Annotated in this window: 22 protein-coding genes; 12 read left to right on the forward strand and 10 right to left on the reverse strand. The window is 67.5% G+C overall.

Annotated features, from left to right (window positions below):
• Positions 1-90: 90 nt before the first annotated feature.
• On the forward strand, positions 91-1,296 hold the full coding sequence (gene nox / locus ABIC28_RS07575; RefSeq protein ID WP_097210759.1) for a 4,4'-dithiodibutanoate disulfide reductase: 1,206 nt from the start codon (positions 91-93) through the stop codon (positions 1,294-1,296).
• 8 nt (positions 1,297-1,304) lie between these two features.
• Here the strand turns inward: nox and ABIC28_RS07580 are convergent, their stop codons facing one another.
• A complete protein-coding gene (locus ABIC28_RS07580) occupies positions 1,305-1,574 on the reverse strand; it encodes a hypothetical protein (RefSeq protein ID WP_354578230.1) in 270 nt (89 codons plus the stop codon).
• Between the two features lie 301 nt (positions 1,575-1,875).
• On the opposite strand from ABIC28_RS07580, the gene ABIC28_RS07585 reads away from it, so the two are divergent.
• The 4 genes from ABIC28_RS07585 to ABIC28_RS07600 all read left to right on the forward strand — a co-directional run bounded on the left by ABIC28_RS07585 (position 1,876) and on the right by ABIC28_RS07600 (position 5,239).
• Complete coding sequence (locus tag ABIC28_RS07585) at positions 1,876-2,496, forward strand: TetR/AcrR family transcriptional regulator (protein ID WP_097210910.1); 621 nt, start codon at positions 1,876-1,878, stop codon at positions 2,494-2,496.
• 44 nt (positions 2,497-2,540) lie between these two features.
• Positions 2,541-3,530 (forward strand): thioredoxin-disulfide reductase, encoded by a 990-nt coding sequence (gene trxB / locus ABIC28_RS07590; RefSeq protein ID WP_354578232.1) that lies wholly within the window; start codon positions 2,541-2,543, stop codon positions 3,528-3,530.
• Between the two features lie 67 nt (positions 3,531-3,597).
• Positions 3,598-3,921 (forward strand): thioredoxin, encoded by a 324-nt coding sequence (gene trxA / locus ABIC28_RS07595; RefSeq protein ID WP_072753054.1) that lies wholly within the window; start codon positions 3,598-3,600, stop codon positions 3,919-3,921.
• Positions 3,922-4,039: 118 nt separating this feature from the next.
• Positions 4,040-5,239, forward strand: coding sequence for an N-acetylmuramoyl-L-alanine amidase (locus ABIC28_RS07600; protein WP_354578235.1), 1,200 nt, complete (start codon positions 4,040-4,042; stop codon positions 5,237-5,239).
• 33 nt (positions 5,240-5,272) lie between these two features.
• Here the strand turns inward: ABIC28_RS07600 and ABIC28_RS07605 are convergent, their stop codons facing one another.
• From ABIC28_RS07605 to rsmG, 4 genes are all read right to left on the reverse strand, one after another.
• Positions 5,273-5,950 carry a hypothetical protein gene (locus tag ABIC28_RS07605; RefSeq protein ID WP_097210755.1) on the reverse strand — a complete coding sequence of 226 codons (678 nt, stop codon included), beginning with the start codon at positions 5,948-5,950 and terminating at the stop codon, positions 5,273-5,275.
• Between the two features lie 235 nt (positions 5,951-6,185).
• Positions 6,186-7,304, reverse strand: a complete 1,119-nt coding sequence (locus tag ABIC28_RS07610) for a ParB/RepB/Spo0J family partition protein (RefSeq protein WP_209927995.1) — start codon at positions 7,302-7,304, stop codon at positions 6,186-6,188.
• Complete coding sequence (locus tag ABIC28_RS07615; RefSeq protein ID WP_097210753.1) at positions 7,301-8,305, reverse strand: ParA family protein; 1,005 nt, start codon at positions 8,303-8,305, stop codon at positions 7,301-7,303. Before ABIC28_RS07615 ends, ABIC28_RS07610 begins: the two co-directional genes overlap by 4 nt.
• Positions 8,306-8,372: 67 nt before the next feature.
• Positions 8,373-9,044 (reverse strand): 16S rRNA (guanine(527)-N(7))-methyltransferase RsmG, encoded by a 672-nt coding sequence (gene rsmG / locus ABIC28_RS07620; protein WP_209927994.1) that lies wholly within the window; start codon positions 9,042-9,044, stop codon positions 8,373-8,375.
• Positions 9,045-11,859: 2,815 nt separating this feature from the next.
• Here rsmG and ABIC28_RS07625 point away from each other — a divergent pair.
• A complete protein-coding gene (locus tag ABIC28_RS07625; protein ID WP_209927993.1) occupies positions 11,860-12,273 on the forward strand; it encodes a hypothetical protein in 414 nt (137 codons plus the stop codon).
• Between the two features lie 107 nt (positions 12,274-12,380).
• Here ABIC28_RS07625 and ABIC28_RS07630 read toward each other — a convergent pair whose 3' ends face one another.
• From ABIC28_RS07630 to rpmH, 5 genes are read right to left on the reverse strand one after another with little or no spacing between them, the layout of a single operon-like run.
• The gene (locus ABIC28_RS07630; RefSeq protein WP_097210751.1) at positions 12,381-12,962 is read right to left on the reverse strand and encodes a Jag family protein; all 582 of its coding nucleotides are present in this window, start codon (positions 12,960-12,962) and stop codon (positions 12,381-12,383) included.
• A 20-nt stretch (positions 12,963-12,982) separates the two neighbouring features.
• On the reverse strand, positions 12,983-14,065 hold the full coding sequence (yidC, locus tag ABIC28_RS07635) for a membrane protein insertase YidC (protein ID WP_097210750.1): 1,083 nt from the start codon (positions 14,063-14,065) through the stop codon (positions 12,983-12,985).
• A gap of 4 nt (positions 14,066-14,069) precedes the next feature.
• Positions 14,070-14,447, reverse strand: coding sequence for a membrane protein insertion efficiency factor YidD (gene yidD, locus ABIC28_RS07640; RefSeq protein WP_097210749.1), 378 nt, complete (start codon positions 14,445-14,447; stop codon positions 14,070-14,072).
• The gene (gene rnpA / locus ABIC28_RS07645; RefSeq protein WP_077039933.1) at positions 14,444-14,821 is read right to left on the reverse strand and encodes a ribonuclease P protein component; all 378 of its coding nucleotides are present in this window, start codon (positions 14,819-14,821) and stop codon (positions 14,444-14,446) included. Before rnpA ends, yidD begins: the two co-directional genes overlap by 4 nt.
• Before the next feature lie 21 nt (positions 14,822-14,842).
• Entirely contained in the window at positions 14,843-14,986 is a 144-nt protein-coding gene (gene rpmH, locus ABIC28_RS07650) for a 50S ribosomal protein L34 (RefSeq protein WP_077043345.1), read from the reverse strand.
• A gap of 575 nt (positions 14,987-15,561) precedes the next feature.
• On the opposite strand from rpmH, the gene dnaA reads away from it, so the two are divergent.
• From dnaA to ABIC28_RS07680, 6 genes are all read left to right on the forward strand, one after another.
• The gene (dnaA, locus tag ABIC28_RS07655; RefSeq protein ID WP_209927991.1) at positions 15,562-17,160 is read left to right on the forward strand and encodes a chromosomal replication initiator protein DnaA; all 1,599 of its coding nucleotides are present in this window, start codon (positions 15,562-15,564) and stop codon (positions 17,158-17,160) included.
• Positions 17,161-17,906: 746 nt separating this feature from the next.
• Positions 17,907-19,091: a DNA polymerase III subunit beta gene (dnaN, locus tag ABIC28_RS07660; RefSeq protein ID WP_077043344.1), complete on the forward strand. Its 1,185-nt coding sequence runs from the start codon at positions 17,907-17,909 to the stop codon at positions 19,089-19,091.
• 34 nt (positions 19,092-19,125) lie between these two features.
• A complete protein-coding gene (gene gnd, locus ABIC28_RS07665) occupies positions 19,126-20,037 on the forward strand; it encodes a phosphogluconate dehydrogenase (NAD(+)-dependent, decarboxylating) (protein ID WP_374102902.1) in 912 nt (303 codons plus the stop codon).
• On the forward strand, positions 20,038-21,228 hold the full coding sequence (gene recF, locus ABIC28_RS07670) for a DNA replication/repair protein RecF (RefSeq protein ID WP_209927989.1): 1,191 nt from the start codon (positions 20,038-20,040) through the stop codon (positions 21,226-21,228).
• A gap of 37 nt (positions 21,229-21,265) precedes the next feature.
• Positions 21,266-21,853 carry a DUF721 family protein gene (locus ABIC28_RS07675; RefSeq protein WP_209927988.1) on the forward strand — a complete coding sequence of 196 codons (588 nt, stop codon included), beginning with the start codon at positions 21,266-21,268 and terminating at the stop codon, positions 21,851-21,853.
• 104 nt (positions 21,854-21,957) lie between these two features.
• Complete coding sequence (locus ABIC28_RS07680; protein ID WP_209927987.1) at positions 21,958-22,866, forward strand: metal-dependent hydrolase; 909 nt, start codon at positions 21,958-21,960, stop codon at positions 22,864-22,866.
• Positions 22,867-22,873 lie beyond the last annotated feature (7 nt).

Below are 22,873 nucleotides of genomic sequence, written 5' to 3' on the forward strand. Positions count from 1 at the left end.
CCGAATTCTCTTCCATGTCCGGCCTCGGGGCTATACCGTGTCCTATTACGAGGCCGGTGGCATCGTAATTCCGCGACGCAAGGATCCGACATGACCTCCCCGAACGAGACGCCAGCCGCGACGCGCGTCTTCGAGCCCGCCCGGCTCGGCCCGCTCACCCTGCGCAACCGGATCATCAAGGCCGCCACCTTCGAGGGTGTGATGCCACGCGGGGCCGTCTCGGACGAGCTCATCGAGTTCCACCGAGCGGTGGCCGCTGGGGGAGCGGCGCTCACCACGGTGGCGTACTGCGCGGTGTCCGAGGGCGGCCGAGTCCACCGCAACACCCTGGTCCTCGACGAGTCGAGTCTGGCGGGCCTGACCCGGCTCACCGACGCCGTGCACGCCGAGGGGGCGCTGGCCGCCGCCCAGATCGGCCACGCCGGCCTCGTCGCCAACACGCTGTCGAACAAGCGACCCACCCTCGCTCCCTCGACCCGGATCAGCGCTCCCGCAATGGGTCTGGTGCGCGGCGCGACGCCGGACCAGCTGGCGGAGGTGACCGCGGACTTCGAGCGATCGGCGAGGGTCGCGGTCGAGGCCGGGTTCGACGCCATCGAGGTGCACCTCGGTCACAACTACCTGCTGAGCTCCTTCATGAGCCCCAACCTGAACAAGCGCAAGGACGGCTACGGAGGCAGCGTCGCGAACCGGGCCAGGTTCCCCCGCGAGGTGCTCGAACGGGTCCGGGCCGCGGCGGGGGACAAGGTCGCAGTGACCGCGAAGTTCAACATGTCCGACGGGGTGCCGAAGGGACTGTGGCTCGACCAGAGCATGCAGATCGCAAAGCTGCTCGAATCCGACGGGCACCTCGACGCGTTGCAGCTGACCGGCGGAAGCTCCCTCCTCAACGGCATGTATTTCTTCCGTGGTGAGGTTCCGATGGCGGAATTCGTTGCGTCGCAACCGAAGCTGGTCGGTCTCGGACTCAAGGTGTACGGGCCGCACCTGTTCCCGACCTACCCGTTCGAGGAGGCCTTCTTCCTCCCGTTCGCCCGGCAGTTCCGAGAGATCCTGTCGATGCCGTTGATCCTGCTCGGGGGCATCAATCGGATGGACACCATCGTCGGCGCCCTCGACGAGGGGTTCGAGTTCGTCGCGATGGCACGGGCGCTGCTACGAGAACCCGATCTGGTCAACAGGTTTCGCGACGAGACCGCGACCGAGGGCCATTGCATCCACTGCAACAAGTGCATGCCGACCATCTACACGGGCACCCGCTGCGTGGTGCGCGAAGCGCAACAGCTGATCGGTTGAGCGGGCCGTCAGGCCTTGACGATCTTGCAACCGTTGGAGTTGGCGGACTCGACGATCCACTTCGCACTCGTCGGATCGCTGTCGGCCATGGCGTTCGCCCGGTCGGCCTGCAGGTTGCAGTAGGCCTGATCGCCGGGGTTGTCGGGGGGATTGCTCACGTACCGAGTGGCGGCCCCCGGCTCGTGCTCGGTGGTGGTCGGGGCGGGCGTCGACGGGGCCTGGGCGGTGCCGGACGCAGCCGCCCCCGCCCCGCCGCTGCCTGCGACGGTGAGAACCATCGCGGCGATGGAGACGAGCAATGCGCGAGCTGCGGTGTGGAAAGGAATGACGAACCTCCGGTGACCCTGCGAGCGGGCTTCACGATCAGGATGCCCCCGAAACGGGCCTCCTGTACAGAGATCACAGGGTGGAAATCGACGCGACGACGGCGGAGAGACGCGGGCACGGAGGCGACGGCGAGAGGCCGGGTCGCCGGTCGACGCATGCCTCCGGAGCGGCACGATTACGATGTCCGGCGTAGATCGTGACCGGCTGATGTACGGCCCGCAGCAGCGGACGCACAGGGCGAAGGGAGACCCGTTGCCCCGGATCACCGCGCCCACCGTCGCCGAACACCGCGAGGCCCAGGAGCGCGCGCTGCTCGACGCCGCCCGGGAGGTGCTCGCCGAGGGGGCCACCGAGATCCCCGGGTTTGCCGAGGTCGCGGCCAGGGCCGGGCTGGCCCGCTCGAGCATGTACCAGTACTTCCGGTCCCGTCAGCACCTGCTCACCGCGCTGATCGAGGACGCCTTCCCGCGCTGGTCGGAGAGGGTGGAGGCCGCGATGGCCGAGGCGGGTGCCCCGGACCGGCGGGTGCTCGCCTATGTGCGCGCGAACCTCGATCTGGTCGCGGACGGCGAACACGCCATCGCCGCCGCCATCGCCTCGATCGCGCCCCGTGATGTGATCGCGGAGTCCAGCGCCACGATGCACCGGCAGCTGATCGCCCCGCTGGCCGCCGCCCTCGCCGAACTGGGTGCGCAGGACCCGGCCGCCATGGCGGACCTGATCAACGCGGTGGTGCACGCCGCGACCCGTCAGCTGGAGAAGGGTGCCGACGCGGAGGCCGTCCGCCGGCGCACGGAGGAACTGATCGCACCGTACGTCGAGCGTGCCGCCGCCCGCGGCATACCCACGAACAGCGGGAACAACACCCCTTAGGCTGTTGTTGACGCACATAACGTCCACTACCTCGGAAGGCCCGCATGACTACTCCGACCTCCGTCCGCGACCTCATCATCGTCGGCTCCGGACCCGCCGGATACACGGCAGGCGTCTACGCCGCTCGAGCGGAGCTCGAACCCCTTCTCTTCGAGGGCACCCAGTTCGGTGGCGCCCTGATGACCACCACCGAGGTGGAGAACTTCCCGGGCTTCCGCGAGGGCATCATGGGCCCGGACCTGATGGACGAGATGCGTGAGCAGGCCAAGCGCTTCGGCGCGGACATCCGCACCGAGGACGTCGACGAGATCGACCTGGCCGGTCCGGTCAAGAAGGTCGTCGCAAACGGCGAGACCTACTACGCACACGCTGTCGTGCTCGCGATGGGCGCCGCGGCCCGCTACCTCGGCATCGAGGGGGAGGAGCGGCTGCTCGGCCGCGGCGTCAGCGCCTGCGCGACCTGCGACGGCTTCTTCTTCAAGGACCAGGACATCGCGGTCGTCGGCGGCGGCGACTCCGCGATGGAGGAGGCCACCTTCCTGACCCGGTTCGCCCGTTCGGTCACCCTGGTGCACCGCCGCGAGGAGTTCCGCGCCTCCCGCATCATGCTCGAGCGCGCCAAGGCCAACGAGAAGATCCGGTTCGTCACCAACGCGGAGCCTATCGAGGTCGTCGGCGAGAACAGCGTCACCGGTCTGGTCGTCCGCGACACCGTCACCGGCGAACAGTCGACGCTGCCCGTGACCGGCCTGTTCGTCGCGATCGGTCACGACCCCCGCAGCGAGCTGGTCAAGGGCCAGGTCGACATCGACGACGAGGGTTACGTCCGCGTGCAGTCGCCGACCACCGTGACCTCGCTCGAGGGTGTCTTCGCGGCGGGCGACCTGGTCGACCACACCTACCGCCAGGCCATCACCGCGGCGGGCACCGGTGCCTCCGCGGCGATCGACGCCGAGCGCTGGCTCGCCGAGCGCGGCGACATCACCGCGAACACCCTCGAGGCAGCCGGCGCGCCGGTCGCCGTCGACGCGTGATGTCCCGAGTAGCCGGCGAGGCCTGATTCGCCCGCGTACCCCGACCAGCCACCCGAGGAGACAGACCATGTCCAACACGATCACCATCACCGACGACTCCTTCAAGCAGGACGTCCTCGACTCCGAGAAGCCGGTCCTCGTCGACTTCTGGGCGACCTGGTGCGGCCCCTGCAAGATGGTCGCCCCCGTCCTCGAGGAGATCGCGGGCGAGCACGGCGACAAGCTCACCGTCGCCAAGCTCGACATCGACGCGAACCCGGCCGCCGCGCGCGACTTCCAGGTCATGTCGATCCCCACGATGATCCTGTTCCAGGGCGGCAAGCCGGTGAAGCAGATCGTCGGAGCCAAGGGCAAGGCCGCCCTGCTCAAGGACCTGTCCGACGTCCTGTAGGTCACATCGCAGCCCCCGAGATTGACTGTTTCTCGGGGGCTTCTGCGACAATCGATCGACACGTGCGACGCGCGGCGCCTTGGTGCGCCGTCAGGAACTGACGAAAGGGCCGGGAAGAATGCATCGACTCCGTCACGGCGACCACGGTCCCGCCGTTGCCGAGGTTCGAGGCACCCTTTCCACGCTCGGCTTCCTGCACAACGGGGTGTCGATCACCTCGCGTGAGGCGATCAACGGTTCGCAGTGGATCGCGCCCGATGCGGTGTTCGACCACCACCTCGACAGCGCCGTGCGGGCCTTCCAGCAGCAGCGAGGCCTGCTGGTCGACGGAGTGGTCGGCACCGCGACCTACCGGTCGCTCAAGGAGGCCTCGTACCGGCTCGGCGCCCGCACGCTGATCTACCAGCTGTCCGCGCCGCTGTACGGCGACGACGTGGCGGCGCTACAGACCAAGCTGCAGGACCTCGGCTTCTACCCGGGGCGCGTCGACGGCTACTTCGGACCGCAGACCCACGAGGGTCTGTCCTCGTTCCAGCGTGAGATCGGCATCGCCTCCGACGGCATCTGCGGCCCGCAGACGCTGCGGTCGCTCGATCTGCTCGGCACCCGGGTGACGGGCGGCTCGCCGCACGCCATCACCGAGGAGGAGCTGGTCCGCCGCTCCGGCCCGCAGCTCAGCGGCAAGCGCATCGTGATCGACCCCGACCTCGGCGGCGGCGAGACCGGCATCGTGCTCGACTCGGCGTTCGGTCCGATCACCGAGTCCGACATCCTCTGGGACCTGGCCAGCCGGCTCGAGGGCCGGATGGCGGCGACCGGCATGGAGACATTCCTGTCCCGCCCGCACGATCAGAACCCGTCGCCCGCGCAGCGCGCCGAGACGTCCAACACGTTCGAGGCGGACCTGATGATCTCGCTGCGGTGCTCGGCCAGCACCAGCCCGCACGCGAATGGCGTGGCCAGCTTCCACTTCGGGAACTCGCACGGTGCCACCTCCCGGATCGGACAGGTTCTCTCCAGCTTCATCCAGCGCGAGATCGTGGCCCGGACCTCGCTGCAGGACTGCCGGACCCACGGCCGCACCTGGGATCTGTTGCGGCTCACCAACATGCCGACCGTGCAGGTCGACATCGGTTATCTCACAAACGAATCCGATGTCAGAGTGCTCGCCAATCCGCGCAACCGCGACATCATCGCCGAGTCCATCCTGATCGCAGTGAAGCGCCTCTACCTGCTCGGGCAGGACGATCAGCCCACCGGCACATTCACCTTCGCCGAACTGCTGGCCGAGGAGCTCTCGAAGGCCGACCAGGCCTAGGGAGCCCGCCGTCGCCGTACGTGAGCGACGCGGTCAGAGAACCCCGACGGTCGACTTCTGTTCGATGTCGGTCATGGTCAGCGTCGCCACCGCGAGCAGCCGTTCCAATGCCGACTCCACGTCGGCCTTCCACCCGTGATCCCGGTCCAGTTCCAGCCGCATCCGCGGGTAGCGATGATGCGCGGCAACCACTTCGAATCCCATGTCGGCGAGGAACTCGGCATCGATCATGCAATCGGCAGGGGTGCATTCCTGGCCGCGCCGTCCGGCCACCGGATCGTCCTGCACATCGCGGATCCCGAATGCCTCCAGGGCACGCACGCCACGACGAACCAGATCGCCCACCACGGCCTGGATGAGACTCGGGCCCACCCCATCCAGCTCCGCGGCCGGTTCGAGCCTCATCGTCGTCAGCAGGACCGCATCCGGGCTGACGGGGGAGGTGGGGAAGAGCTTGGCGCGCGGCACCACACCGGGCGGCGAGTAGAGCGCGCAGCCGGCCGGGGTGCCGTTGAGGGTAGCGACCTGACCGCAGGATCCCCACTCCAGCATGACCATCGACAGCCAGGCTTCCTTCTCGAACTCGGGATCGGAGAAGTCGCGGGAGCTGCGGACGGCGGCCGGGTCCATCTCCCAGAAGACGCACCGCCGAGAATGACGGGGGAGTAGATCGAAACCGTCGAGGGTGAGCGGGCTGATGCGCATCGACACCCTGACTCCGCCTCCAAAACACCTACTGCGGAGGCTGTGAGTCCCCGCGTGACACGTTCTCTGTCATCCAGGATAGGCGATCCGCGTCCGGCCGGCGTCCTTCACTGGATGAGATCCGAAAGCTACTTGCACGCAATGGATTTCGAGGGACCCGGAGTCAGACACCCGCGGCCCGGCGACCGTACTGTCACAGTGACGTATCGACCGCGGGTGGTCTGTACCCGGAGAATCCGACCTATCCGGGCGACTGGGACTCCATCATCTCGACGATCCGCTGGAGATCCTCCACCGAGCCGAATTCGACGACGATCTTGCCCTTCCGCTTGCCCAGGCTCACCGTCACGCGGGTGTCGAAAGAGGAGGAGAGCCGTTCCGCGACGTCCTGGAGACCGGGCATCTGAATCGGCTTGCGCTTGGCGGCGGGTGCCGGCAGCGGCTCGCCGTCCCGGTTCGCGAGCGTGACGGCCTCCTCGGTGGCGCGCACCGACAGGCCCTCCGCCACGATCCGGGCGGCCAGCTGTTCCTGCGCTTCGGGACCCGCCTCGAGCGATAGCAGCGCCCGGGCGTGGCCGGCCGAGAGCACCCCGGCGGCGACGCGGCGCTGCACGGGGATCGGCAGCTTCAGGAGCCGGATCATGTTCGTCACCACCGGTCGAGAGCGACCGATCCGGGTGGCCAGCTCGTCGTGGGTGACGTTGAACTCCTCGAGGAGCTGCTGGTAGGCGGCGGCCTCTTCGAGCGGGTTCAGCTGCACCCGGTGGATATTCTCCAGCAGCGCGTCGCGAAGCATCGACCCGTCGTTCGTCTCCCGCACGATGGCGGGAATCCGCTCGAGCCCGGCCTCCTGGCTGGCTCGCCACCGGCGTTCGCCCATGACGAGCTGGTAGCGGTCGGCGGCGACACGGCGGACCACGATGGGCTGCATCAGGCCGAACTCGCGGATCGAGTGGACGAGTTCGCCAAGGGCTTCCTCGTCGAAGACGTGGCGGGGCTGCTTGGGGTTCGGCTCGATCTGGGCCGCGTCGATCTCGCGGTACACGGCACCGACGGGGGAGAGGTCGGGTCCGTCCGCCACCTCCGCGCCGTCGACCGGCGTGACCGCGGCAGCGGTGGACGACGCCGCGGTGGTGGGCGGCTCCGACTTTTCCTGCTTCGCGGGAGCCTCCTGCTTCGCCGGCGCATCGGGGGTCTCCGGGGTCTCGACGACCGGCGCCGGCTTCACCGCGATCGGTGCGGTCGCATTGCCGATGATGACGTCGGCGGCGGCGCTACCGAGGCGCGGTCCCGCCTCAGGACCGGTGGGAATCAGCGCGGCGAGGCCCCGCCCGAGTCCGCCCTTGCTTCTCTGGCTCACTGCTGCTCCTGCGAGTTGGTCGTTGCGGTCCGGGCTGCGAGTTCCCGCCCGGCGTCGAGATAGCTCATTGCACCCCGCGAACCCGGGTCGTAGTCGAGGACGGTCATCCCGAATCCGGGCGCCTCCGACACCTTCACGCTGCGTGGGATGACGGCGCGCAGGACCCTGTCGCCAAAGTGTCTGCGCACCTCCTCGGCGACCTGATCCGCGAGCTTGGTCCGACCGTCGTACATGGTCAGCAGCACGGTCGACACGTGCAGATCGGGATTCAGGTGGGACTGCACCAGCTCGATGTTGCGGAGCAGCTGACCGACACCCTCGAGTGCGTAGTACTCGCACTGGATGGGGATCAGGACTTCGTTCGCAGCCACGAGGGCGTTGACCGTCAGCAACCCGAGCGAGGGCGGGCAATCGATCAGGATGAAGTCGGCATCGATCGCGGCGAGCGCCTTCTCGGAGAGCGCATTCTTCAGCCGACCCTCCCGCGCGACCATGGAGACCAGTTCGATCTCGGCGCCCGCGAGGTCGATCGTCGCGGGGATGCAGAACAGGCCCTCGTGGTGCGGGCTCTGCTGGATGGCCTCGGCCGCGGTGACCTCACCGATCAGCAGCTCATAGCTGGACGGGGTGCCCGAGTGGTGCGGTACGCCGAGCGCGGTGCTGGCGTTGCCCTGCGGGTCGAGGTCGACGACGAGAACCCGCAGCCCCTGCACGGCCAGAGCCGACGCCAGGTTCACCGCCGACGTGGTCTTACCGACCCCGCCCTTCTGATTGGCGATGGTGAGCATCCGGCGGGTCTTCGGCCGGGGGAGTGTCACAGTGTGCGGGTGCAGAACCTGGCTGGCCCGTTGTGCTGCGGCACCGATCGGGGTGTCCATCGGGGAGATGCCGGCGTACGCGGCGGCGGGGGCCGAGTACGGGTTCTCTGTGTTGTCGGTGGTGGAACTCGAGGCGTCGTGATCTGTTTCACGTGAAACAGTTGATTCGGGTCCACCCGACATAGATTGCTCCTTCACTGGACTTGCCTGTTGGATCGTCGCATTCGCACACGAGCGCACGGTGACTCTGTCATCGGCGATGAGATCGCCGGGAGACACGCTCCGCCCGAACCACAGTGGTCGGAGTGGGAAGAAGGTCGACACCGCACTCGACGATCTCTAGCTTGCCAGCACCCATGCGGGTTAGGGAAGCGCGATCCCGGGAAATCTCCTCGGCCGCACTGGAACCCTTCATGGCGAGCATCCGACCACCCTCGTGAATCAACGGAATCGACCACCGCGCAAGCTTCTCCAGGGGTGCGACCGCGCGCGAGGTGACGACATCGGCACCCCCGACCTCCTTGATCACGCCCGGCTGCTCCGCACGACCGCGCACGACGAGGATGTCCAGCCCGACCGATTCGGCGAACTCGGCGAGATAGACCGATCGTCGCAGGAGGGGCTCGACGAGGGTGATCCGGAGATCGGGGCGCGCGATCGCCAAGGGGATGCCGGGAAGCCCGGCACCGCTCCCGACGTCCACCACCGACTCACCCTCCTCGATCACCTCGCCGATCACCGCGCAGTTGAGAAGGTGCCGCTCCCATAGCCGGGGGACCTCCCGAGGACCGATCAGACCGCGCTCCACGCCATCGGTGGCGAGCGAAAGATGGTACTTCTCGGCGAGTTCGAGGCGGTCTCCGAAGATCGTGCGAGCGGCGTCAGGCAGGTCCTCGGACTCGATGTGTTCCACGTGAAACATCCTCCCGTGACGCCCGCGATTCCCCAAACCCTGACGATGTGATTCTGCACCGCATCGGACGCAAAGGCCGGTTTACGCGCCGCCGAAAGGAGAGAGTGCGCGACTCGGGTCCGTCCGGATGCCAGTCCGTACCGAATGGCGTTCGGGCGACGGATCCAGGGCGCCCCGGATCCGGGACCGCCCGACGGGCACACGACAAACCCGGGTGCGAGTCGTGGGCAAGACACCGACGATCGACCCTGCCCGGAGACCGGGGGAGGGGAGGGGTCACCGGGCTCGCTCCCAGCCGATCCCGCACCAGAGAGGAGAGGGAGGTGTCGAGCACAGGCCATCGGCTCGGACGCCGTGATCGAACCATCGCAGTACGGGTGGAGGGCACACAGTTCTCCTCCCGGCATTGTGTCCGGCGGGCGGTTGCCGGGTGTGGGGGAGTGGGGCGCTTCGCATCCTCCGTTCCACTCCGCTGGACGGTTCGAATGTTTCACGTGAATCCGGAGATCGTCTGGACCGAGCACCTGTCACACGCACTCCCTGAGCGATCGCCCCGATGCCTCTGGTCCGCCCGAGTCGCGGTGACGCCCATCCGGTCTCTCGCCCCACACATCGCCCTCTCTGCGGGGAGTGTTCCGACCTTCGGCGGATTCACGTGAAACAACCGAGTACCGGTGCCCCGACACCCGACACGGACAGCAGCGCCACGGCGTCCCTGAACGCCCGGATCATCCGGGTGAACAATGCACCTCGAGGCAGGCTTCGACTTCGAGGCTGCGAAGCGGGTCGTGATTCATCTTTGGGCCGCCGGTACATCGGCCTCGGATTTGGCCGTCCAATCCACGACCTGCGGGGTAGATATGCGCGATCCATCCGGTTGCCCGGCAGCAGCACCCGACACGATCTGCCAGGGAGAGCAGCCGCCTCGGGCGCGTAGGACCGGCTGGGACGAATCCGGGTGTCCTGAACCCGGTTACGCACGCAACCGAACGGCGGAGGTCGGTCGGCCGTGCCCGGATTCACGTGAAACATCGGATCGACCACATCGGGACGGTCGCCAGGACTCCGCTCGCTTCGGGTCGGGCGAACGTCACCGCTGCTCCCGATTCTCGATCGTCCCGATCCACACTGCTCGAGAAGATCTCTCACGATGAAGACCGGGCCAGTCGCTCGCCCTCGCGCGCGAGCTTCTCGAGCTGGCTCTGCGCCTGCCCCGGCACGACGAGCGCGGTCCCATGCGGAATGCCCGCCGCCCCGGCATCGCCGGGTTCCGTCGACGACGAGCACGAGTCGGCGCCCGGTTCCCATGCGCAGCCGCAGCAACTCGACGATCGGCGGTCGCACTCGTGCGAACGGATCGCCCGTCGGTCGCCGCGGGGCGCGACTCGTTCGTAGTCCGAATCGGGGCGGCGGGATTCACGTGAAACATCCGCCGCGCGTCTAGCGCGGGATCCGCGACATCCCGGCGCCCTACGCCCGCGGGGTGTTCGTCCAGCACTACGACACCACCGCCGAACGGCCACCCCGGTGGGCAGGCGCGGTTGGGGGACCTGTCTCGGTTCGTCGCGCGGCGTCACCACATCAGGCCTGGATCCGCGATCGGCGCCCGCCTCCCGCACCATCCAACCCGCGGGTTCGATCTCGATGTTTCACGTGAACCCGACCAGTCGAGATCTCCGCGGGACCGACGTCTCATCCGATGCGCGGTCGCCCGGACACCGCCGTGCCGGGAACGAGCGCGCCGGCGGGCGAATTCGATCCACGCCGCGACGTCGCCTCGTGGGGCGGCTCCCTCGCGACCACGGAATGGCGCCGAATTCCCGGTGCCCGCCTTCCGACCGAGACCGACGAGCGCTCTGCCGCCCCGAGTCGTGTGAACCTAGCCCTGCGGCCGGACGCACTCCGAACCTCCGGAAGGGACGGGCGACACTCCCATCCTGACCAGTCCCGGACACAGGATGGGATCGCTGGACGGCTCCCATCGGGCGCGACCGATCGGCACAGCCGTAGCCGCGGCGGGGGAGGGGAGTGCTTCCCACGGCCGGCGGCGGCACGCGTCCCCGTCGATCCCGGGGCCGCGGGACGCCGACCGAGAGGACTGGACCGCTCTCCGGCGGTCCCGACACCGGCGGGTCCGTGGAGCCAGGCCCAGCCTCCCGGCGGGGGAGGGGAGGGGTCCGGTGCCGAACCGGTGAGCGGCGCTGCGGTAGAGAACCCTATCGGGCGCCCCGCCAACCGTTTCACGTGAAACGGTCGGCGGGGCGGCCGCGGTACACGGCGCCCTCGATACGCGGAAACGAACGCCGGCGGCGGTTCTCATGACCACGCACCCGATCCGCGGCACGCCCTGGACCACGGGGAACGCAATCCACCAACAGATTGATCCACCGAGTGTGGATAACTTGCGAAACCTCGTACACGTGGGGTCGGCAAGGCCGAATGACCAGACGTTCGTCAGCCCGGATCGAGGGGCGAAGGGTGCACCGGCCCGCCCCGCAGTACACCGGCACCACCTCACCGCAGGGACCCTCGCCGAGGATCGGATCCAGCACCGAACGCGTCCGGGATGCCCGGCAGGGGAGAAGCGGCGAACCGGTACCGCGTGACCAGATTCGTCAGTGTGACGAAAGGGCCGTGGTGGCCAAGACCTCAAGTGGGAACCCAAAAATCGACCGCGCGAGCCGCACCATTGCCCACCTCCGGCCGGTCGACGACAGGCGCGCACGCGAGGCGCGACGATGGTGTCAGGTAAAGCTTGACAAGCAATTCCATCGATGTCAGGATTTACCTGACATCAGAAACTACTCGGGAAGGCGGAACTAGGATGAGTGATCTCATCGACAGGGCGGTCACGGCAGACGTCGGGGGCGCCTCCGAGGCGGTGGTCGCAGCCGGCGTCCTGGAGGCCGGTCGCCAGGCCGACCTCATCGTGGGGACCGGTCCTCTTCCCGGATCCGATGAGTGGTTGGCGGAGGAGGGGACCGACATCCCCGCCGAGAGGCAACTCGCGTGGCAACTCGTCTGTCTCCGCATCCAACTGGGCGCCGGGATCGATTCGGTCGAGACGGTCATGAGCCTGCGGCGCTGCGGGGCAACATGGGCCACCATCGGGCGCGCGACGGGGATGACGCGACAGTCTGCCCATGAGCGGTGGGGGAGGCAGGTCGCCGCGATTCTCGATCCCTACGGCGCCGGTATGCCGCCCGCGGTCCCGGATGATGATCCGGTGGCACCCTAAGGAATTCGGGCGCTCAGCCCGCTCCTGGAGGCCGGAAAACGACGGTGGGCCCCCACTCGGAAGCGGGGGCCCACCAACTTCAGGCCGCATCCATCGATGCGGACCGATCAATCCTTGAGAACGACCACGCGGCGCGAGGGCTCGGCGCCCTCGCTCTCGCTGGAGACGCCGTCGATCTTGGCGATGGCGTCGTGCACGATCTTGCGCTCGAACGGGGTCATCGGCGTCAGCGACTCCGGCTCGCCCGACTCCAGCACCCGCTTCGCCGCAGCGGCGCCGATCTCGCTGAGCTCGGTCCGACGGCCCGCACGCCAGCCCGCGATGTCGAGCATCAGCCGGCTGCGCTCGCCGGTCACCTGCTGCACAGCCAGACGGGTCAGTTCCTGCAGGGCGTCGAGGACCTCACCCTTGCGCCCCACCAGCTTCGACAGGTCGTCACCGCCGTCGATGCTGACCATCGCGCGATCACCCTCGACATCGAGATCGATGTCGCCATCGAAGTCGAGGACATCGAGCAGCTGCTCGAGGTAATCGCCCGCGATCTCGCCCTCCTCGATCAGCTCGTCCTCGGCATCGACTGCCTCGGACTCCACGACCTCGGGCTCCACGACCTCGCGCTCGGTCTCGACCACCACGTCCGACACGACCTCGTCTACCCCGTCCTGTCCGATTTCCGGATCATTCGCCATCGTCGTCTACTTTCCTTGAATCAGCGCTTGCGCTTGGGCTTGGTGGTCTTGCCGCGATTTCCTTGCGGGCGCGCCCCCGGCTTCGGGGCCTGGCCGGGGGCCGCGGTGGTACCGCTGCCCGCGTCGGCCTCGTCTGCCGGCTCGGTGTCGGGGGAGGACTCGGCCACGGACGCGGACTTACGCTTCTTCGCCTGGTCCGGTCGTGCACCGGGCTTCGGTGCGTTGTCGGCGCGACGTTCGAGCGCTGCCTTCTTCTTCTCCTCTTCCTCCGCATCGATGCGACGGAAGACCAGGTGCTGCTGTGCATAGGTCCAGATGTTGTTGGCCACCCAGTACAGCAGGATGGCGATCATCAGGAACGGACCACCGACGAGCACGCCGAGCGGGAAGACCCACAGCGCAAGCTTGTTCATGATCGCGGACTGCGGGTTGGCCGCGGCGGCCTCGCTCTGCCGGGCAACCGAGGCACGCGAGTTGAAGTGCGTGGCGATGGACGCGATCACCATCAGCGGGATCGCGACGGCCGCGATGTTGAGCACGGTCGGGACGGTGCCGTACTGACCGAACGTCTCGAGCTGTGCCTGGGGCGTGGTGATCGCCACCGAGATCGGCGCGCCGAACAGTCGGGCCTCGAGGAACGACTGGACGTCTGCGGGGCTGAAGAAGTAGTTCGCGGTGTTGGCGTTGTCCTCGACCGACATACCGAGCTGGCCGTAGCCGGTGCCGGTGCGGTTGAACGAACGGAGCACGTGGAACAGGCCGATGAACACGGGGGCCTGCAGCAGTACCGGAAGGCAACCCATGATCGGGTTGAAGCCGTGTTCCTTCTGCAGTTTCTGCATCTCCAGCGCCATCCGCTGGCGATCCTTGGAGTACTTCTTCTGCAGCGCCTTGATCTGGGGCTGCAACTCCTGCATCTGGCGGGTGGTGCGCACCTGCTTGACGAAGGGCTTGTACAGGATGGCACGCAGCGTGAACACGAGGAACATGACGGACAGCGCCCACGTGATGCCGCTGTTCGGCCCCAGGAACGGGATCGCGCCGAACACCTTGTGCCAGACCCACAGGATCCCGGACACCGGATAGTAGATGAAGTCGAGCACGGCTCTATGTACTCCTCTGTTCGTCCACTTCGATCAGACAGTGGGGTTGCTTGCCAGTATCTCTACCGGATCGCGCGGCTCCGACGGTCGCAAGGGTTTCCTCACGACGGGGCCTGCGCGGCGGAACAGGATCCCAGCCTCCAGGGTGCCAGGGCGCGCATTTGAGAAGGCGCACCGTGGTCAGTCCGAGGCCGATCACGACTCCGCGCTCACGCAGGGCGTCGACCGCGTACTCGCTGCAGGTGGGGGTGAACCGGCAGGTTGGCAGGCGCAGGGGCGACACATAGCTGCGATACAGCTCGATGACGAAGATGAGTGTTCGCGCGGGGGCACGCCGCACCGCCGTCCACCAGGACGGGGGGCCACCAGAAGCTTCGGTCATACCGAATTACCCACGCTGACAAGAAGGTTGAGTTTACGAAGACCGGACCTCAACTGCCGGTCCAGGTCCGCGGAGGACGCGGTCGCGGCGCCGGGAAGCGCACGGATCACCACGTTGACACCCTCGGGCATCTCGTGCACGAGGCCCGCACAGATATGACGAAGCCGGCGTGCGACTCGATGTCGAATCACCGCCGGCCCGACAGCCTTGCTTACCACCAGTCCGAATCGCGGACCCGGGTCACTCACCAGTGCGTCAGCATTCGCCCCGGCGAGAGCGTGGACAACCACATCTCGCCGGGCCGCCCGCTGACCTCGCCGAACGGTGGACGCGAAGTCCGCCTTCCGACGCAACCGGTGCGGCTCAGGTAGCACCCCGAGCTCCCGAAGTCTGGATCAGGCGGTGAGGGTAGCGCGGCCCTTTTGGCGACGCGCAGAAACGATGGCGCGCCCGGCACGGGTACGCATACGGAGACGGAAGCCGTGAACACGCGCGCGGCGTCGGTTGTTCGGCTGGAACGTCCGCTTGCCCTTGGCCACGGTGAACACTCCTCATAGATAATCGGCGCCGTTCGACGCCATCTGTAACTGAAAATTGGTGGTCCCCGGCGACGAAATCCCGGCGGATGTCCAGCAGACCGAGATGGCCAGCAGGCAACCGCCACCTCGACTTCGGGTGACTGTACGAGGGTACGCAGCGCCGGACGCAAGGTCAAACCCGGACGCCCAGGGACACGCCACGCCCCCGAGGATGCTTGTGTTCGACCGCCGAGTGTGCCGTCACCCCGCCCACCCGAACCGCAACCACGACGGCCCGGGCCCTGTAAGCCAACTAACACCCGCGAATCCGCGAATCGGCCCGGACGCCGCCCCTCGGCCGGACGACAGGATCGCCCGACTGCCGCCATCGTCGCAGGTGAGGTACGTGCAGTTCAAGATCAACCGCGCGAGGGGCAGCCTCTACTCACAGCCCTGTGCTTTATCCACATCTGTGGATAATTGTGTGGAATTACAGATCAGGTGGCATATTCGTAACTCTGTGCGGGGAAGTTATCCCCAGGGTGGGAGAGCTCGGCCAACATCGTGATGAGCCCTGTGCGTCTCCCTCCCACACGATGTGGGGAGGGACGAAGTTGACCGAGGAAGCAATCACCCTGGAACAGGTCTGGGTGGATGTGCTCACCGAGTTGACGTCGGATGAACCCCCCGAAGGCGGGCCACAGCTGACCAAGGCGCAGAAGGCCATGCTGGCGCTGGTGCGCCCGCTGACCCTGGCGCAGGGATTCGCGTTGCTCTCGGTCCCGTCGTCGTTCGTCCAGGAGGCGATCGAGCGGGACCTGCGCGAACCGATCCTGCAAGCACTCAACCGGCATATCGTTGCGGGCGTCGAGGGGCTCGGTGTCCGCATCGCGCCGCCGTCCGCCGACCCTGTCGAATCGGTTCAGGCCGTGCCCGCGTCCCCGGCGCCACCGGTCGCCGAGGAGGTGTCGGGCGAGGACTCCACCCCGAGCGTGCCGACGTTCCGCCGCCGGCGCATGAGCGCGGCCGAGTCCGACCAGTCCGAGTCCGAGACGCTGGACTACGAGGAATTCGACGAGGACCGCGAGGCCATCGCCAGTGTGAACGAATCGTGGCCGTCGTACTTCACCAAGCCGCCCGCCGACGCCCCCGCCGCCTCCGGCGGGAACAGCCTCAACGCGAAGTACACCTTCGACACCTTCGTCATCGGCGCATCGAACAGATTCGCCCACGCCGCCGCGGTCGCCATCGCCGAGGCGCCCGCCCGTGCCTACAACCCGCTGTTCGTCTGGGGCGCCTCGGGTCTTGGAAAGACCCACCTGCTGCACGCCGCCGGTCACTACGCGCAGCGACTGTTCCCCGGGATGCGGGTCAAGTACGTCTCCACCGAGGAATTCACCAACGACTTCATCAACAGCCTCCGCGACGACCGTAAGGTCGCCTTCAAGCGCCGGTACCGCGAGACCGATGTGCTGCTCGTCGATGACATCCAATTCATCGAGGGCAAGGAGGGTATCCAGGAGGAGTTCTTCCACACCTTCAACACCCTCCACAACGCGAACAAGCAGATCGTTGTGTCCTCGGACCGCCCGCCGAAGCAGCTGGCGACCCTGGAAGACCGGCTCCGGACCCGGTTCGAGTGGGGCCTGATCACCGATGTCCAGCCGCCCGAGCTCGAGACGCGCATCGCGATCCTCAGCAAGAAGGCGCGGATGGATCGCCTCGACGTGCCGCACGACGTCCTCGAGCTGATCGCCAGCCGGATCGAGCGCAACATCCGCGAACTCGAGGGCGCGCTCATCCGCGTCACCGCGTTCGCGTCGCTGAACCGGCAGCCGCTCGACCTGACCCTGGCCGAGGTGGTCCTGCGTGACCTGATGCCGGATTCGACGAGTCTCGAGATCAACGCGGCGACCATCATGGCGGTGACCGCCGAGTACTTCACCATCAGCATCGAGGACCTGTGCGGTCCCGGCAAGGCCCGCCCGCTCGCCCAGGCCCGGCAGATCGCCATGTACCTGTGCCGCGAACTGACCGACCTCTCGCTGCCCAAGATCGGTCAGACGTTCGGCCGCGATCACACCACGGTGATGTACGCGGACAAGAAGATCCGCAAGGAGATGACCGAACGGCGGAAGGTATACGACCAGGTCCAGGAGCTGACGGCCCGGGTCAAGCAGCGTTCCAAGCGCTGACGCTCCCCCCTGAGGTGATCCCGCCACGTGCGGAAACCGGACTACCCGCACGGCGCCCGCAGGTAGTCCGGCCGCGGAACAGGTAGTGCACTACGCGTGCGCCGCGCCCCCACGATGACGACCATCGTTATAGGTGGGGCGTGCGCCGCAGGGGGTCGCACGCCCCACACCTCTATCCGCCGGATCCGTGTCACCTGGGCAACTCCGTGTCGTCACCGGAATGACAGCCCTCCACCGAAACGGTCATTCACCCGCCGCGGCGCGTTCGACCGTTCCCGTCGCCTGTCCGCGGACCCGCCGAGCCCCGCGACTCGCCGTCTTTTGTGATCTTCATGAAAAGTACTCACACCTGTGGACAAACATGTGGACAACCCCGTGAACCTGTGGATGAATCGGGGTCGAGTCGTGAACAACAAAATCTCATCCACAGCAGACCCCGATCTGTCCACGTTTCGTACCTGGACTGATCCCCACGGCGCCACACCGGCGGACCAGCGGATTACAGGCTTCGTCCACAGAATCCACAGTGCCTATTACTACTGCTGATCTCTACTTGTAATTCGCTCTTTGAAAACAGGTCCTGTGGACCACGGCTGCTCACACCCGACCGAACCGGCCGGCTGACCCCGCTTCCGGCGTGGCTTTCGGCTTTCAACTTCGCCGCGAAGGGCATACGGTGTGCTTCTGCCGTGTCACACTGCTGGCATCCGCAGATGTCCATGCCTACGGAGAGGATCAGCCGAGCGATGGAGCTTGGAAGTATGAAGTTTCGTGTCGCTCGGGAGGATTTCGCGGATTCCGTCGCGTGGGTGGCCCGCAGCCTCCCGTCCAGGCCTCCGGTACCTGTTCTCGGTGGTGTGTTGATCGCAGCCGATGACCAGGGTCTGACGATCTCCGGCTTCGACTACGAGGTTTCCGCGCAGGTACGGATCTCCGCAGAGGTCTCCGTTCCAGGAAAATCCCTGGTCTCCGGAAAGCTGCTCGCAGACATCACCCGCTCGCTGCCTGCGAAGCCGGTCGATGTCACCGTCGACGGCACCCGAGTTCTCATTTCCTGTGGCAGCGCCAAGTTCTCGCTGCCCACGATGCCGGTCGAGGACTACCCCCAGCTGCCGGAACTGCCACAGCAGACCGGATCGTTGCCGGTCGATGTCTTCTCCGAAGCCATCAGCCAGGTCGCGATCGCCGCGGGCAAGGACGACACCCTGCCCATGCTGACCGGTATCCGGGTCGAGATCGAGGGCACCAACGTGGTGCTCGCGGCGACCGACAGGTTCCGTCTCGCGGTACGGCAGATCGAGTGGACCCCGGCAAACCCCGACACCTCCGCGGCCGTGCTGATCCCGGCGAAAACCCTCTCCGAGTCCGCGAAAACCCTTGGTGGAGTCTCGAGTTCGCCGGTTGAGCTGGCATTTGGCGTGGGTTCCTCGGTCGGATCCGAAGGTCTGCTCGGCATTGTCGGCGAGGGCAGGCGCACCACCACCCGCCTGCTCGACGCCGAGTTCCCGAAGTTCCGCCAGCTGCTGCCGACGGAACACACCGCCATCGCCACGGTCGAGGTGACGCCGCTGGTCGAGGCGATCAAACGTGTGTCCCTCGTCGCCGAGCGTGGTGCCCAGGTCCGGATGCAGTTCTCCGCGGACGGGTTGCTGCTCGCCGCCGGTGGCGATGACGCAGGCCGCGCCGAGGAGGCACTCGAGGCGCAGTTCCTGGGCGAACCCCTCACCATCGCCTTCAACCCCGGATACCTGATCGACGGCCTCGGTTCGCTGCACACCGAGCGGGTCTCGTTCGGGTTCACCACCCCCAGCAGGCCCGCCGTGCTGCGACCGGCCCCCGAAGAGGAGCCGGTGCCGGGTGAATCCGGCACGTTCGCTGCGCCCGAAACCGATTACACCTACCTGCTGATGCCCGTCCGCCTGCCCGGCTGATCCGGGAAGGCCGCCGTAGCAGCACCGACCGCGAGTGAAGGGACGCCGAACAATGCAGCTGGGACTGGTCGGTCTGGGCAAGATGGGTTTCAACATGCGCGATCGGCTGCGCGCGCATCGTCACGAGGTGATCGGTTACGACCCGCGTCCCGAGGTGACAGACGTCGAGTCGTTGGCCACACTGGCCGGCGCGCTGCAGACACCAAGGGTGGTCTGGGTGATGGTCCCCTCCGGCACGGTGACCCGCGAGACCATCACCGCGCTGGCCACCGTCCTCGACGCGGGCGACCTGGTGATCGACGGCGGCAATTCCCGCTTCACCGAAGACAAGATCCATGCCGACCTGCTGGCAGAACACGGCATCGGGTACCTCGATTGTGGTGTGTCCGGTGGCATTTGGGGTTTGGAGAACGGATACGGCCTGATGGTCGGCGGCTCGGACGAGGACGTCGCCCGGGTGATGCCGATCTTCGATGCCCTCCGGCCCGAGGGTGAGCGGGCGGATGGATTCGTCCACGCCGGCCCGGTCGGCGCCGGGCATTACTCGAAGATGATCCACAACGGCATCGAGTACGGCCTGATGCACGCCTATGCCGAGGGCTTCGAACTGCTCGAGGCCGAAGACCTGGTCACCGACGTCCACGGCGTCCTGCGGGCCTGGACCAAGGGCACCGTCGTCCGTTCCTGGTTGCTCGATCTCCTGGTCAAGGCACTGGACGAAGACCCCAATTTTGCCGAAATCTCTGGCTACACAGAGGATTCCGGCGAAGGTCGCTGGACCGTCGAGGAAGCGATCAACCATGCCGTGCCGGCCCCGGTGATCTCCGCGGCGCTCTTCGCCCGGTTCGCCTCGCGGCAGTCGGACTCGCCCGCGATGAAGGCCGTCTCGGCACTGCGCAACCAGTTCGGTGGTCACGCGGTACAGCGGGTGTCGGAATCCGGATAGGTGTTCGTTCGTAAGTTCACGCTCCGGGATTTCCGTTCCTGGGACGCCATCGCGCTGGAACCCGGACCAGGGGTGACCCTGTTCGTCGGGCCGAACGGGCACGGCAAGACCAACCTGCTCGAGGCACTCGGCTACCTGTCCTCGCTGTCCTCGCACCGCGTCTCCACCGATGCTCCGCTCATCCGGGCGGGCGCGACCCAGGCCCAGATCGGTGCGGCGGTCGTCAACGACGGCCGCGAGCTGGTGATCGACCTCGAGATCAACGACGGCCGGGCCAACCGCGCGCGGATGAACGGATCGCCGGTGCGCCGGCCGCGCGAGATCCTCGGCGTCCTGCGGAGCGTGCTGTTCGCGCCCGAGGACCTGTCCATGGTGCGGGGGGACCCGGGGGATCGGCGCCGCTATCTCGACGAACTGCTCTGCTCCCGGTTGCCGCGGATGGCCGCGGTCAAGGCGGACTACGAGAAGGTGCTGCGGCAGCGATCCGCCCTGCTCAAGACCGCGGGCGGCGCGCTGCGGCGCGGTACCCGATCGACCGATGGTGCGAGTGCCCTTGCCACCCTTGATGTTTGGGACGGTCACCTCGCGGCGCACGGGGCGGAACTGCTGGCAGGCCGGCTGCGGTTGGTCGCCGAGTTGGGCCCGCACGTCGCGAGCTCCTATCGCGGCATCGCCCCGGAGTCCCGGCCGGCCGCGATCCGGTACCGGAGCAGCCTCGGCGATTCGATGCCGCCCGAGCTCGTCGATCCGGACCACCCCTGGATCAGGGACGACGTCGAGTTGCTCGAGGCGAGCTTTCTCAACGAGCTGGCCGTGTCGAGGCAGCGCGAGATCGATCGGGGGGTGTGCCTGGTCGGACCGCACCGCGACGACCTCGAGCTCCATCTCGGTGATCAGCCGGCCAAGGGCTTCGCCAGCCACGGCGAGTCCTGGTCGTTCGCCCTCTCGCTGCGGCTCGCGGCGTTCGCGTTGTTGCGCGCCGACGGCGCCGATCCGGTGCTGATGCTCGACGATGTCTTCGCCGAGCTCGACCGCACCCGGCGGACCGCGCTTGCCGCGGTGGCTGCGGACGCGGAGCAGGTTCTCATCACCGCGGCCGTCGCAGAGGATGTGCCCGCGGAACTGGATGCGCGACGGTTCGGCATCGAGGCGGTCAGCACCGCGGCCGGGAGGATCTCACGACTCGTGTGAGCCCCTATCATCGACGGACGAACGGAGGCGAGCGCGGATGACAGACGAGTCGAGCCCGACCGGGGGTCCGGTGCCGGAACCGGGACAGCCCGCGAGCACCGAACTGGTGCCCGAGCTGCGCGGAATCGACCTCGCCCGGCGGGCGCTGGAAGAGGCGCGCGCGGCCGCGAAGGCGAGCGGGAAGTCCGTCGGGCAGGGCAGGTCGTCGCCGAAGCCGCGGCTGCGAGCGGGCACCGGTCGACGGGGCTGGTCGGGCGCGGGACCGGACGGACGGGATCCGCAGCCGTTCGGGGCGTTGACGGGGTTGGTCGCGAAGAACAGGGGCTGGTCGCCGCGAGTGGCCGAGGGCACGGTCCTCGGCCGTTGGCCGCAGGTCGTCGGCGAGGACATCTCGGCGCATGCCGAACCGGTCGCGCTGCGTGAGGGCGTGCTGAGCATTTCCGCCGAGTCGACGGCCTGGGCCACCCAGCTGCGGATGATGCAGTCCCAGATCCTGGCGAAGATCGCCGCTGCGGTCGGTGACGGGATCGTGACGAGCCTGCGGATCACCGGGCCGAGCGCTCCGAGCTGGCGCAAGGGGGATCGGCACATCAAGGGCCGCGGGCCGCGGGACACATACGGCTGATCAACCCCTAGATGTACATATAACTCCGTGTTACGGTTACTTCGCCATACAGTGAATGACCCGTGTCACAGGCAGCCCGGGATCGGGTGCCGGAGGAGATTCCGATGTCCATCGAGAGCGTGCACGTCACCGCCGTCACCGAGCCGGATCACATCCTTTTGCAGGCCCGTGATGTGGAATTCGACTGGTCTGACCTGCCGATGCACTGGATCCCGGGGGATCCGTTCACCACCCATGTCTTCAACGTGTTGCACCTGCTGCTTCCCGCGGGGGAGGACTGGTTCGTCGAGACGTTCAAGGAAGCGCTGCCGCTGATCGAGGACGAGAAGTTGCGGGACGACGTCGCCGGCTTCATCGGCCAGGAGGCCATGCACTCGCAGTCGCACGCGGGCGTCCTCGAGCACCTCAAGAAGCAGGGCCTCGATCCCACCCCCTTCACGTCCCAGATGGAATGGGTGTTCTTCCGGCTGCTCGGACCGCGGCCGTTCACTGCCCGGCGCAAGGAGAACTACCTGATCGAGCGCCTCGCCCTGATCGCGGCGATCGAACACATCACCGCCTTCCTCGGCGACTGGGTGCTCAACGCCAAGGGCCTGGACCGGGCGCACCCGCACCCGACCATGCTCGACCTGCTGCGCTGGCACGGATCGGAGGAGGTCGAGCACCGCAGCGTCGCCTACGACCTGATGCGCTACTTCGACAAGCGCGAATCCCGTCGTCTGCGCACCCAGCTCGTGGCCAGCCCGGCGATCGTGTACCTCTGGGTTCGGGGCACCCGGTTCCTGATGGCGAACGATCCCGAGCTCGCCCAGTGGGCGCCGCACCGGCGCAAGCCGCACCTCTCCGATTACCTGGCCGCGGGCAGGCGAGGTGTCCTGCCCGGCCCGAGGGAGCTCGCCGTGCGGATGGGGCGCTACTTCAGCCGCTCGTACCACCCGTCGCAGGAGGGATCCACCGCGCAGGCCGTCGCCTACCTCGCCTCCTCGCCCGCCGCCCAGGCCGCGGCCAAGTAGCGCCGAG

Origin of the sequence: Rhodococcus sp. PvR044 (assembly GCF_040548995.1) — a bacterium.
GTDB lineage: Bacteria > Actinomycetota > Actinomycetes > Mycobacteriales > Mycobacteriaceae > Rhodococcus_G > Rhodococcus_G oryzae.

Coding starts and splice junctions, on each gene's coding strand:
- trxA (WP_072753054.1), top strand. CDS start 3,598: ATGTCCAACACGATCACCATCACCGACGACTCCTTCAAGCAGGACGTC.
- rsmG (WP_209927994.1), bottom strand. CDS start 9,044: ATGTTTCACGTGGAACACATCGAGTCCGAGGACCTGCCTGACGCCGCT.
- trxB (WP_354578232.1), top strand. CDS start 2,541: ATGACTACTCCGACCTCCGTCCGCGACCTCATCATCGTCGGCTCCGGA.
- dnaA (WP_209927991.1), top strand. CDS start 15,562: ATGTGGGGAGGGACGAAGTTGACCGAGGAAGCAATCACCCTGGAACAG.
- ABIC28_RS07675 (WP_209927988.1), top strand. CDS start 21,266: ATGACAGACGAGTCGAGCCCGACCGGGGGTCCGGTGCCGGAACCGGGA.
- nox (WP_097210759.1), top strand. CDS start 91: ATGACCTCCCCGAACGAGACGCCAGCCGCGACGCGCGTCTTCGAGCCC.
- ABIC28_RS07615 (WP_097210753.1), bottom strand. CDS start 8,305: ATGTCGGGTGGACCCGAATCAACTGTTTCACGTGAAACAGATCACGAC.
- dnaN (WP_077043344.1), top strand. CDS start 17,907: ATGGAGCTTGGAAGTATGAAGTTTCGTGTCGCTCGGGAGGATTTCGCG.
- ABIC28_RS07680 (WP_209927987.1), top strand. CDS start 21,958: ATGTCCATCGAGAGCGTGCACGTCACCGCCGTCACCGAGCCGGATCAC.
- ABIC28_RS07580 (WP_354578230.1), bottom strand. CDS start 1,574: ATGGTTCTCACCGTCGCAGGCAGCGGCGGGGCGGGGGCGGCTGCGTCC.
- ABIC28_RS07630 (WP_097210751.1), bottom strand. CDS start 12,962: ATGGCGAATGATCCGGAAATCGGACAGGACGGGGTAGACGAGGTCGTG.
- ABIC28_RS07625 (WP_209927993.1), top strand. CDS start 11,860: ATGAGTGATCTCATCGACAGGGCGGTCACGGCAGACGTCGGGGGCGCC.
- yidD (WP_097210749.1), bottom strand. CDS start 14,447: ATGACCGAAGCTTCTGGTGGCCCCCCGTCCTGGTGGACGGCGGTGCGG.
- ABIC28_RS07600 (WP_354578235.1), top strand. CDS start 4,040: ATGCATCGACTCCGTCACGGCGACCACGGTCCCGCCGTTGCCGAGGTT.